Annotated in this window: 12 protein-coding genes; 6 read left to right on the top strand and 6 right to left on the bottom strand. The window is 62.0% G+C overall.

Features of this window, described 5'->3' with window-relative positions:
* Nucleotides 1-73 precede the first annotated feature (73 nt).
* Nucleotides 74-1276 carry an MFS transporter gene (locus CKW11_RS15610; protein WP_095138218.1) on the top strand — a complete coding sequence of 401 codons (1203 nt, stop codon included), beginning with the start codon at nt 74-76 and terminating at the stop codon, nt 1274-1276.
* Here the strand turns inward: CKW11_RS15610 and cueR are convergent.
* The 3 genes from cueR to CKW11_RS15625 all read right to left on the bottom strand — a co-directional run bounded on the left by cueR (nt 1230) and on the right by CKW11_RS15625 (nt 4486).
* Entirely contained in the window at nt 1230-1643 is a 414-nt protein-coding gene (gene cueR / locus CKW11_RS15615; protein WP_047600471.1) for a Cu(I)-responsive transcriptional regulator, read from the bottom strand. The two genes, CKW11_RS15610 and cueR, sit on opposite strands and share 47 nt — an antisense overlap.
* Nucleotides 1640-4033: a heavy metal translocating P-type ATPase gene (locus CKW11_RS15620; protein ID WP_095138219.1), complete on the bottom strand. Its 2394-nt coding sequence runs from the start codon at nt 4031-4033 to the stop codon at nt 1640-1642. The genes cueR and CKW11_RS15620 overlap by 4 nt, the downstream gene beginning before the upstream one ends.
* A 69-nt stretch (nt 4034-4102) precedes the next feature.
* Entirely contained in the window at nt 4103-4486 is a 384-nt protein-coding gene (locus CKW11_RS15625) for a hypothetical protein (RefSeq protein WP_095138220.1), read from the bottom strand.
* A 149-nt stretch (nt 4487-4635) separates the two neighbouring features.
* On the opposite strand from CKW11_RS15625, the gene CKW11_RS15630 reads away from it, so the two are divergent.
* Nucleotides 4636-4833: a heavy-metal-associated domain-containing protein gene (locus CKW11_RS15630; protein ID WP_095138221.1), complete on the top strand. Its 198-nt coding sequence runs from the start codon at nt 4636-4638 to the stop codon at nt 4831-4833.
* A 237-nt stretch (nt 4834-5070) separates the two neighbouring features.
* A complete protein-coding gene (locus tag CKW11_RS15635) occupies nt 5071-6273 on the top strand; it encodes a multidrug effflux MFS transporter (protein ID WP_095138222.1) in 1203 nt (400 codons plus the stop codon).
* Between the two features lie 5 nt (nt 6274-6278).
* Here CKW11_RS15635 and CKW11_RS28655 read toward each other — a convergent pair whose 3' ends face one another.
* The 3 genes from CKW11_RS28655 to CKW11_RS15645 all read right to left on the bottom strand — a co-directional run bounded on the left by CKW11_RS28655 (nt 6279) and on the right by CKW11_RS15645 (nt 7945).
* Nucleotides 6279-6452: a hypothetical protein gene (locus CKW11_RS28655; protein WP_166496092.1), complete on the bottom strand. Its 174-nt coding sequence runs from the start codon at nt 6450-6452 to the stop codon at nt 6279-6281.
* Between the two features lie 153 nt (nt 6453-6605).
* Entirely contained in the window at nt 6606-7619 is a 1014-nt protein-coding gene (locus CKW11_RS15640; RefSeq protein ID WP_095138223.1) for a zinc-binding alcohol dehydrogenase family protein, read from the bottom strand.
* Between the two features lie 32 nt (nt 7620-7651).
* Entirely contained in the window at nt 7652-7945 is a 294-nt protein-coding gene (locus CKW11_RS15645) for a putative quinol monooxygenase (RefSeq protein ID WP_095138224.1), read from the bottom strand.
* Nucleotides 7946-8063: 118 nt separating this feature from the next.
* Between CKW11_RS15645 and CKW11_RS15650 the strand changes: the two genes are divergently transcribed.
* From CKW11_RS15650 to CKW11_RS15660, 3 genes are all read left to right on the top strand, one after another.
* Entirely contained in the window at nt 8064-8993 is a 930-nt protein-coding gene (locus CKW11_RS15650) for a LysR family transcriptional regulator (protein ID WP_095138225.1), read from the top strand.
* Nucleotides 8994-9308: 315 nt separating this feature from the next.
* Nucleotides 9309-10040, top strand: a complete 732-nt coding sequence (locus CKW11_RS15655; protein WP_095138226.1) for a helix-turn-helix transcriptional regulator — start codon at nt 9309-9311, stop codon at nt 10038-10040.
* Nucleotides 10041-10166: 126 nt separating this feature from the next.
* Entirely contained in the window at nt 10167-11549 is a 1383-nt protein-coding gene (locus CKW11_RS15660) for an MFS transporter (RefSeq protein ID WP_095138227.1), read from the top strand.
* Nucleotides 11550-11660 lie beyond the last annotated feature (111 nt).

An 11660-nucleotide genomic window follows, 5' to 3' on the forward strand; every position in this document is an offset into this window, starting at 1 on the left:
CCCATAGGGATGTGTGGTGTTCCTGGAATGTGTGTGGGAATCTTGTCCGCCCTCGCACACTCAAGGATTGAATGTGAACGCCCGCCTCATCATCACCGCCCGGCTGATCTCCGATTTCGGCGCCTTCCTCAACATGGTCGCGCTGGCGACTTACGTTTACCTGCTGAGCAACAGCGCCATGAGCGTCGGGATCTTTCTCGCCAGCCGGGTTGGCGGGGGGATCTTTGCCAGTCTGATCGGTACGCGTTTCTACCGGCGCTGGTATGGCCGGATGCCGCTGATTGCCTTCGATCTTTTGCGCGCGGCGCTGCTCGGTCTGCTGTTGATCCTGCCGGTGAGCCAGCAGGCGTTGCTGTTGCCGGTGATTGCCTTCGGTTTGGGCTTTGGCAACTCGATGTTCGCCATCGGCCTCAACAGTCAGTTGCCACGGCTGATCGACCCGGCGCAGCTATTGAAAACCAATGCCTGGATCACCTCGGCATCCTCGGCGGCGATGGTCGGCGGCAGTCTGGTTTCCGGTTTGCTGGTGGCGGCCTTCGGTTTCGAAACGGTATTCGCGCTCAACGCATTGACCTACTTGCTGGCGGCGTTGTTGATTACGCCGTTGCGCTTTGCCGCTGCAGACGTCAGCGAACAATCGGCCAGCGAACGCGGCGAATGGTCAGCCCTGAAACAAGGCCTGCGCAGTGCTCCGGTGGTTGCCGCGATGCTCGCCGTGACCATGGCCGATACCTTGGGCAGCGCCGCGCACAACGTCGGCTTTCCGATCATTTCCAAATTGCTCACACCCGATTCGGCCAGCACCACGCTGGGCCTGATGCTGGCGGTGTGGGCCAGCGGCAAACTGCTCGGCGCACGGATTGCCAGTCGCCTTAAAGGCACGGATAACCGTGATTTGGAGCGACGGTATTTCTTCGGTGTGGCGTTAATGTCCTGCGGCTTTATCCTGATGTTTCAGCAGCACAGCCTTTTCGGGCTGCTGCTGTTTTCCCTGCCCGCGGGGTTGGGTGACGGCGTTTCCGAAGTCGGCCTGATGTCGCGCCTGCAACGTGAACCGGAGCATTTGCGTCTGCCGATTTTCAGTTTCCTGACCTTGCTGCAAATGACCGGGTTCGGCGTCGGCATGCTGATTGCCGCGCCGTTTTACGGCTGGTGGACACCGGGTGCCGTGGTCATGCTGTTCCACGGCATTCCGCTAGGCACCTTGTTGACCGTGAAGTTGCTGGCGCTCAAGCGCGGGCGGGTTGCGCGCAGCAGCCCGACGCCAGTTCCTTGAGGATCGGACAGTCGGGGCGATGGTCGCCATTACAGTGCTCGACCAGATCCTGCAGGGTGTCGCGCAATTCGCCGAGCTCGCGGATCTTCTGATTCAGCTCGTCGATGTGCTGACGGGCCAGCGCTTTCACATCGGCACTGGCGCGCTGGCGATCCTGCCACAGGGTCAGCAGCTTGCCGACTTCCTCCAGGGAAAACCCCAGATCCCGCGAACGCTTGATGAACGCCAGGGTGTGCAGATCATCGTCGCTGTAGATCCGGTAGCCGCTGTCAGTGCGATGGGCAGCCTTGAGCAGGCCGATCGACTCGTAATAGCGGATCATCTTCGCGCTCAGGCCACTGTGCCGGGCCGCTTGGCCGATGTTCATCGGTGCTCCTCCAGATCCTTCGGTTTCCAGGTTTTCAACAGTAGCGCATTGCTCACCACGCTGACGCTCGACAGCGCCATCGCCGCACCGGCCAGCACCGGATTGAGGAAGCCGAACGCCGCCAGCGGAATGCCGATCAGGTTGTAGACGAAGGCCCAGAACAGGTTCTGGCGGATCTTCGCGTAGGTCTTGCGGCTGATTTCCAGTGCTGCCGGCACCAGCCGTGGATCGCCGCGCATCAGAGTGATGCCGGCGGCGTGCATGGCCACATCGGTGCCGCCGCCCATGGCGATGCCGATATCGGCGGCGGCCAGTGCGGGGGCGTCGTTGATGCCGTCGCCGACCATCGCCACCACACCGGTCTTCTTCAGTTCGGCGACGGTCGCGGCTTTGTCGGCGGGGAGCACTTCGGCGTGGACATTGCTGATACCCAGGGCCTCGGCGACGACTTTGGCGCTGCCACGGTTGTCGCCGGTCAGCAGATGGCTGTGGATACCTCGGGCGGCCAGTTGCTGCACGGCTTGCAGTGCGCCGGGCTTGAGCGTGTCGCCGAAGGCGAACAAGCCGAGTACACGCGGTTCCGGGCTTTGCTCGATCAGCCACGACAGGGTTCGGCCTTGGCTTTCCCAAGCCTTGGCGAACTCGGCGAGATTGCCCGCGCTCAGGCCACTTTCCTCCAGTAAGCGCCGATTGCCCAGCGCCAGGCGCCGACCGTCAAGCGTGCCAGCGATGCCGCGACCGGTCAGGGACTGACTGTCGCTGACATCCGGCACCGGCAGACTGCGCTCGGCAGCAGCGTCCAGCACGGCTTTGGCCAGCGGATGCTCGCTGCCGAGTTGCAGGGCGCCGGCCAGTGTCAGCAGGGTATTTTCATCGCCATCCAGCGCACTGAAATGGGCGATACGCGGGGTGCCGGAAGTCAGCGTGCCGGTCTTGTCGAAGACCACGTTGTCGACTTCATGGGCACGTTCCAGCGCTTCGGCATCCTTGATCAGAATCCCATGGCGCGCAGCCACGCCGGTGCCGGCCATGATTGCCGTCGGGGTAGCGAGGCCCAGGGCACACGGACAGGCGATCACCAGCACGGCGACGGCGTTGATCAACGCGGTTTCCATGGGTGCGCCGTACAGCCACCAGCCAATCAGGGTGGCGAGGGCGATCAGCAACACGGTGGGCACGAACACCTGGCTGACTTTATCCACCAGTTTCTGGATCGGCGCTTTCGCTGCCTGAGCGTCCTCGACCAGACGGATGATCCGCGCCAGCACGCTTTCTGCACCGAGGGCAGTGGTGCGCACCAGCAGCCGACCTTCACCGTTGATCGCACCGCCGGTGACTTTGTCGCCCGGCTGTTTTGGCACTGGCAGGCTTTCGCCGCTGATCAGCGCTTCGTCGGCGTGGCTCTGGCCTTCAAGCACTTCGCCGTCTACCGGGAAACGTTCACCGGGTTTGACCAAGACCTGATCGTTCAGACGCAGGGCGCTGATCGCCACGTCCTGCTCGCGACCGTCGATGACCTGAATCGCCCGTTCCGGGCGCAAGGCTTCGAGGGCGCGGATGGCGCTGGCGGTCTGACGCTTGGCGCGGCTTTCCAGATATTTGCCGAGCAGCACCAAGGCGATCACCACGGCTGAAGCTTCGAAATACAGATGCGGCATGCGCCCGGCGGCGGTGGCCCATTCGTACAGGCTCAAGCCATAACCGGCGCTGGTGCCGAGGGCCACCAGCAAGTCCATGTTACCGGCGCCGGCGCGCACGGCTTTCCAAGCGGCCACGTAGAAACGTGCACCGAAAATGAATTGCACCGGGGTGGCGAGGGCGAATTGCGCCCAGGCCGGAAGCATCCAGTGAATGCCGAACGGTTGCAGCAGCATTGGTAACACCAGTGGCAAGGCCAGGGCGATCGCGCAGATCAGCGCCCAGCGCTCATGTTGCAGGCGCTGTTGCTGTTTATCGGTGGCGGGGAGTTCGGCTTGCCAGACGCTGGCCGAGTAGCCGGCCTTGCTCACAGCATCGAGCAGCGACTGAATATCGACCTGACCGAGCCATTCGAGGTGCGCGCGTTCGTTGGCGAGGTTGACGCTGACGCTCTTCACCCCGGGGACCTTGTTCAGGGCGCGCTCGACGCGACCGACGCACGAGGCGCACGTCATGCCGTCGATGCTCAGTTCCACAGTCTGCTGCGGCACGCTGTAACCGGCGCGTTCAACCGCCTCCATCAACGCCGGCAAGCTGTCGCCGGGCGCCTGGACGCGGGCCTGTTCAGTGGCGAGATTGACGCTGACGGCACTGGCGCCGCTGACTTTGCGCAACGCCCGCTCGACACGTCCGGCGCAACTGGCGCAGGTCATGCCGGCAATCGGCAGATCGAAGGTGATGGAATCGGACATCGGTCTTACTCCCTGTAGAAGATGTCTACAAGGATCAACCTTGCCACGCGGGCAAGGTCAAGCGCCAACTTAATACCCGAGATCGGCGCGCTTGAGGTACATGCCTTCCTGAGTCATCGCGATCCGATACTTCTGCACATCACCAGCCTGCAGTTTGATCTCCTGCGAACCTGGCGCCAGCAAACCCGGATTACAGCCCGGCACTTGCCCCGGCAGTAGTTTCAGACGCAGCGACACAGTGCCCGGGGGCAGGTTGAACGAGGTGCTTTGCTCCTGGAAAAGTCGTGCCGACAACTGATCCTCGAGGTACACGCCGATCTCGCAGGAGGTCGACACTTCCAGACGCTCGCGGGAAATGATCAGCACCGCAAAATCCTCGCCGGCGGCTTGTACTTGAGGAACGGCAGCAAAGAGGCTGAGCAAGCCAAACAGGCTGAAAGCTGACCAGCGCATGGCTGAATCTCCTGAATTTGAGTCATTGATGCACGCAGCTTGGCTGAGCGCGACGCCGATTGCCAGCCCGGCAGGTTTCTGCAGAACTTGACCTTGCCATGGTGGCAAGCTCGACACTGCCGGCAACCTCACTCAAAGGAGTCAAATCCATGCAAGTGTTCAACGTTCAAGGCATGTCCTGCGGCCACTGTGTCAAAGCCATCACCAGCGCGGTGCAAGCGAAGGATCCGGCGGCCAGCGTGCGGGTCGATCTGGCGGCCAAAGAAGTCGGCGTCGAGAGTTCGCTCAGCCCCGAGCAGGTGATCGAGGTGATCAGCGAAGAGGGCTACCGGGTAAAACTCGCCTGATAACGATAAATCCCCTGTGGCGAGGGGGCTTGCTCCCGCCGGGTCGCGAAGCGGCCCTTTTTTCCAATTGAAAAACACTGGGCCTGCTGCGCAGTCCAGCGGGAGCAAGCTCCCTCGTCACAGGTTTCAGATGTAGGTCATCTGATTTCTAATAGTTAGCGAGCTATCGGAATGTTCATGGTGTCCCAGTGCGGCTAGACTGTCGGGCTGCTGACTCCTATCCCACTTGGATGCCTGATGAACTTCCGTACCATTCTGATTCTCGGTGCCTTGAGCGCCTTCGGTCCGCTGGCGATCGACTTTTATTTGCCGGCGTTCCCGTCGATGGCGCTGGCCTTTGGCACCGATGAAAAGCACGTCCAGCTGACCCTGGCAGCCTATTTCGCCGGTCTGTCGATCGGGCAGTTGTTGTATGGCCCGGTGGCCGACCGGTTTGGGCGGCGCCTGCCGCTGCTGGTCGGTGTCGGGCTGTTTACCCTGGCCTCGCTGGCTTGCGCCTACGCGCCGAATCTGGAATGGCTAATCGGCGCGCGCTTCGTTCAGGCACTGGGTGGCTGCGCGGGGATGGTGATTTCACGAGCGGTGGTCAGCGACAAGTGTGATGCGGTCGGTTCGGCGAAAGTCTTTTCGCAACTGATGCTGGTGATGGGCCTGGCGCCGATTCTCGCGCCGTTGCTCGGCGGTCTGTTGGTCAACACCACGGGCTGGCAGTCGATCTTCCTCGCACTGACGGGCTTCAGCGCACTGGCCGGCCTGGCTGTGGCGTTGGGGCTGCCGGAAAGTCTGCCGGCCCACGTGCCGCGCCAGCCATTGTCCGGTGCGTTGCGCCAATACGGCCGGTTGTTCGGCGACCGGGTATTTCTCGGCCACGCGCTGACCGGCGGTATCGCGGTTGCCGGGATGTTTTCCTACATCGCCGGATCACCGTTCGTCTTCATCAAACTCTACGGCGTACCGGCCGAGCATTTCGGCTGGCTGTTCGGCGCCAATGCGGCGGGTTTCATTCTGGTGGCCCAGGTCAATGCGCGGCTGTTGGCCAAGCGCGGTCCGGCGTTCCTGCTGGCGCGGGCGGTGTGGGTGTATCTGCTGGCCGGGGTTTCTTTGCTCGCGGTCAGCTCGCTGCACACCCAGGCATTGTGGCCGCTGTTGATTCCGTTGTTCGTGTGTATCGCCAGCCTCGGCTGCATCCTGCCCAACGCAGCGGCGTGTGCAATGAACGGCCAAGGTGCGCGTGCCGGTAGTGCGTCGGCACTGATGGGCTGCCTGCAGTTCAGCGTGGCGTCCGGCGCGGCTTCGCTGGTGGGCGTTCTGCACGATGGCAGCGCCATGCCGATGGCCATGGTCATCAGTCTGTGCGGGTTGCTGGTGGTCAGCGTCGCGATGTACACCCGGCATTTGCAGAATGCCCGGGCACTGGCGCAAGCACAGGCCGAAGCCTGATTGCCTTAGCCGACGGCGCGTTGCTGTCCGGGGTCGGGAATCCGATGGGGCGCGTGCAGGCGCGCTTCGAGGGTACGGGTGAAGGCGAGCGCCTCGGCTTCACTGCGAAAGGTCACGGCGTGCTGGTCCAGGCGAACCTGCCATTGGGACTTTGCCACTTCTTTTATCAGGATCTTCATTACTGACCTCCCTTGTGTAAAAGATGCATCGCAGAGGCTTCGAGTGTAGACCTGAATACGATCGGATTTGTGACAACGAGCGAGCATCTGACTGACGGCAAACAACAGCGCCAGCCCTTGAAAGGACTGGCGCCGATGACGACGTTCGGGTTTTCAGAAACTTTCTAAAACAATTTTGCCCTTGGCTTTGCCGCTTTCCAGCAGCTCATGCGCACGTCGCAGGTTCGCCGCGTTGATCGTGCCGAAATGCTCGCCGACGGTGGTCTTCAGCGTCCCCGCATCAATCAGCTCGGCCACGCGGTTGAGCAGTTTGTGCTGCTCGATCATGTCCGGGGTTTCGAACAGCGAGCGTGTGTACATGAACTCCCAGTGCAGCGACAGGCTCTTGCGCTTGAGCTTGCTCACGTCCAGCGACTTCGGATCGTCGATCAGCGCGAGTTTGCCTTGCGGCGCCAGCGCCTCGACCAGTTGCTCCAGGTGCAGATCGGTCTGGGTCAGGCTGGCGACGTGGGTCACCTGATCAATGCCGGCGCGTTGCAGTTCTTCGCTCAACGGCTGGCTGTGGTCGATCACCAGGTCGGCGCCCAGCTCGGTCACCCAGTCGCGAGTCTGTGCACGGGACGCGGTGCCGATGACCTTGAGCCCGGTCAACTGCCTGGCCAGTTGGGTAAGAATCGAACCGACGCCGCCGGCGGCGCCGACGATCAGCAGACTTTGACCTTCATCGGTCTTGCCCTCCCGAATCTGCAGGCGTTCGAACAGCAGTTCCCACGCGGTAATCGCGGTCAGCGGCAGCGCGGCGGCTTCGGCAAAACCGAGGGATTTGGGCATGTGACCAACAATGCGCTCATCGACCACGTGCAGTTCGCTGTTGCCACCGGCACGGGCGATGGAGCCGGCGTAGAACACTTTGTCGCCGGCCTTGAACAGCGTCACGTCACTGCCGACAGCCTTGACCACACCGGCCACGTCCCAGCCCAGCACTTTTGCCGCGCCGTTTTCCGGCGCCGCGTTCTGCCGCACCTTGGTGTCGACCGGGTTTACCGAGATGGCTCTGACTTCCACCAGCAGGTCGCGCGGGCCGGCGACCGGCTCAGGCAGTTCGATGTCTTGCAGGGATTTTTCGTCGCTGATCGGCAGGGAGGCGTAATAGGCGATGGCTTTCATGACTTGCTCCGTAACGGTAATAGAAGAAGGGCTCAGGCGATGACGCCCAGGCGTTTCAGTTGGAAGTGTTCGATGCAGTGGCCGGCTGCGGCCTGGAAGTTCTGAAAATGCGCGCTGGCGTTGTGCGCCGAAAGGATTTCCTCGCTGGCCCAGTGTTCGATCACATAAAAGGTCAGCGGATCGGCCAGGTCGCGGTGCAGGTCATACTGGTCGCAGCCTTCTTCGGCGCGACTCGGCTCAACCAGTGCGCGCAGGGCGTTTTCGAGAGTGTCCTGCTGGCCGGGTTTGGCGATCAGCGTGGCGATGGCGGTGAATGCTTGGGACATGTTTGGCTCCAGTCGCTGGGTAAATTTGCTTGAACCCATCATTGGCTATTTATCGGCGCGATAAAACCAGCTAAAAGAGCAGTCTCTTTCAATTTTATTTTGATAATCGAGGCCGAAAATGCTGCGTTTCGACGATTTGCAGTTGTTCGTTCGCGCTGCGGATCTGGGCAGCCTGTCTGCAGCGGCGCGAGTGATGGATATGTCTGCCGCTGTGGCCAGCGCGGCGCTCAAGCGCATCGAACAACAACTGGGCGTGCGCTTGCTGGCGCGCTCGACCCGCAGCCTGCGCCTGACCGCCGAGGGTGAGGGTTTTCTCGAATACGCGCGAACCGCGTTGAGTTCGCTGGACGAAGGCCGGCGATTTCTCTCCAGCGCGCAGGATCAGGTCAGCGGCATCCTGCAGTTGTCGGCGCCTTCGGATTTCGGGCGCAACCTGTTGTTGCCGTGGCTCGACGATTTTCAGCGCGAGCATCCGAAGCTGACCGTGCGCCTGTTACTCGGTGATCGCATCGCCGACCTGTTCCGCCAGCCGGTGGACATCGCCCTGCGCTATGGCGAGCCGGAAGATTCGAGCCTGGTGGCGCTGCCCATCGCCCCGGACAATCGCCGCGTGCTCTGCGCATCGCCGGCGTACCTGGCGCGCCACGGCGAACCGCGTCAGCTCGAACAACTGGCGCAGCACAACTGCCTGCTCTACATGCTCGGCAGCCGCGTGCACGACCATTGGAGTTTTCATGACGGCAAACGTGAAGTCGGTCTGACGGTCAGTGGCGATCGCTTCAGTGATGACGCCGACGTCGTGCGGTTGTGGGCGGTGGCGGGGGCGGGGATCGCCTACAAATCGTGGCTCGATGTCGGTGCGGATGTCCTCGCCGGACGCCTCAAAGTGTTGCTGCCGGAGCTGCTCTGTGAGCGTGCTCCGCTGAATCTGTTGTGCGCCCATCGCGCACAATTGAGTAAGCCGGTGAACCTTTTGAGGGAAATGCTCGCCAGCCGATGCGCCGAATTGAGTAGTCAATTTCCCCATTTCCCGAAAGTTGATCATTAGTCGCAGGCAATTAGCGAAATTTCACTCAGGAACTATCACCATTCGTGTCAGCCACGGCGCAGGAAGCAGCGTGCATCCCGCTTATACTAGCCACCGCCTCAAACCTGCACCGATAACCGGTCAGGACTGAATCCGGCCGGTTTTCCAGGGCCGGGCGAGCGCTGCACAAACGCCGCGGACACTCCATCGACGGGTGCCGCAGCACCGGCCTGGCTTGCTCCGGTTCATGGCGTTTTACCCGTCTTGGCCGATGACCCATTACTGGTCAAGATGTCTTCGAGCAGTAGACGATACGATTCAACAGGGAGTGAATACATGGAACATGCACCTTGCATCAGCCAGATCGCCACGCTGCTGGCCGACCCCAAGCGCAGTGCGATGATGTGGGCGTTGATGGATGGCTCGGCCCGCCAGACCGAAGAGCTGGCGCTGCTGGCAGGGTTGTCGCCATCCTCGGCCAGTGCGCATCTGGGGCGTTTGTCCGCCGGGGGGCTGTTGAAAGTCGAGGTTCGTGGGCGCAAGCGCTTTTTCCGCCTGGCAGCCCCGGAGATCGCGGCGGCCATCGAGGCCCTGGCCAGTGCCACGATCGCCAGCGCACCACGAGAAATTCCTCACGTATTCAAACGCTCGACGCCGAGCGTCAACCCCCGGACTGCGCCGTCTTCACTGCTGCGTGCGCGCTTTTGCGATGACCATTTGGGGGGCACGCTGGCCGCCGATCTGTATCAACGTCTGCTCGATGCCGGATGGCTCGAACAGATCGAGCAGCGGGTCGTGGTGACCCTCAAAGGCTCGACGCAACTGGCCAGCCGCGGGGTATTCATCCAGGCCCTCGCTCATCGCAAGGCTCAGGTGGCGTGTGCCTGTCCGGACTGGAGCGAGCGTCGCCCGCACTTGGGCGGTTCACTGGGCGCGGCGGTGCTGCAACTGTTCATGCAGTACGGCTGGCTGGCATTGCCCAAGGATTCCCGAGCCTTGCAAGTGACCCCGGCCGGGCAGCGGGAAATTCACCGGTTCGCCAAGGAAACAGAGCTGGAATTGGCGTAGTAGAGCGGTCGCCGGCCGACACTTCGACGCTGGCGTCGCCTGTGACTGCGAACAGGTCGTATCCAGAAAAAGCGCTGAGGCGTTATCGCGCACACTCGATCCGCACACATTGCGGAGGGGATGGGCATGGATACGCGAAACTTCAGCGCGGCAGAACGCCTGGAACGGCTGCCGCTCAGCGGTTATCACCGGGTCATTTTCATCATCATTGCCCTGGCGTTCTTTTTCGACTCCATGGACCTGGCCATGATGACGTTCCTGCTCGGTTCGATCAAAACCGAGTTCGGCTTGAGCAGTGCACAGGCTGGCCTGCTCGCCAGTTCGAGTTTTTTCGGCATGGTGCTGGGGGCTTCGCTGTCGGGCATGCTCGCCGACCGCTTCGGGCGCAAACCGGTGTTTCAGTGGAGCATCGTGCTGTGGGGCGTGGCCAGTTACCTGTGTTCGACCGCGCAAACGGTCGAGAGCCTGACACTGTTCCGCATCCTGCTGGGGATCGGCATGGGCATGGAGTTTCCGATTGCACAATCGATGCTTTCTGAATTGATCCCGGCGCAACGGCGCGGGCGTTACATTGCATTGATGGACGGTTTCTGGCCGCTGGGTTTCGTCGCCGCCGGGGTGCTGTCGTACTTCCTGCTGCCATTGATTGGCTGGCGCGACATTTTCCTGGTGTTGGCGGTGCCGGCGGTGTTTGTGCTGGCGATCCGGTTCTTTATCCCCGAATCACCGCGCTGGCTGGAGCAAGCCGGACGCCACGAAGCAGCGGATAAGGTCCTCGGCGCTATCGAGGCGCGCGTGCGCACGTCGCTCGGGGTCGCGACGCTGCCTGAGCCGGTGCGCCTGCCAAGGACAGTGACGCCGCCGGGCAACTTCTTCTCGGCGCTCAGGCAGATCTGGTCGCCGCAATATCGTCAGCGCACGACGATGATCTGGAGCCTGTGGTTTTTCGCCTTGCTCGGTTTCTACGGGCTGACATCGTGGCTCAGTGCGTTGTTGCAACAGTCGGGTTTTGCCGTGACCCAGTCGGTGTATTACACCGTGCTGATTTCTCTGGGCGGGATTCCCGGATTCCTGATGGCGGCGTGGCTGGTGGAGCGCTGGGGGCGCAAGCCGGTGTGCATCGTGACGTTGCTTGGCGGCGGGGTGATGGCGTTTCTCTACGGGCAGAGCGCGGTGTTCGGCGGCAACGTCGCCTTGCTGATCAGCTCGGGGCTGCTGATGCAGTTTTTCCTGTTCGGCATGTGGGCGGTGCTCTACACCTATACGCCGGAGTTGTACCCGACTTCGGCGCGCGCCACAGGCTCGGGCTTTGCCTCGGCGATTGGCCGTGTCGGCTCGTTGCTCGGGCCGCTGGTGACCGGGCTGGTGTTCCCGATTACCGGGCAGGGCGGGGTGTTTGCGCTGGGCGCGCTGTGCTTTGCGATTGCGGCGGGGGTGGTGTGGCTGTTCGGGATGGAGACGCGCGGTAAAACCCTGGAAGAGCTGACTGAAGCAGAGAACGCTGGCTGAACATAGATCCAATTGTAGGAGTGAGCCTGCTCGCGATAGCGGTGTGTCAGTTAAAAGATGTGTATCTGACACTCCGCTATCGCGAGCAGGCTCACTCCTACAGAGGTTATG

Origin of the sequence: Pseudomonas sp. Irchel s3a10 (genome assembly GCF_900187525.1) — a bacterium.
GTDB classification, from domain to species: Bacteria; Pseudomonadota; Gammaproteobacteria; order Pseudomonadales; family Pseudomonadaceae; genus Aquipseudomonas; species Aquipseudomonas koreensis_G.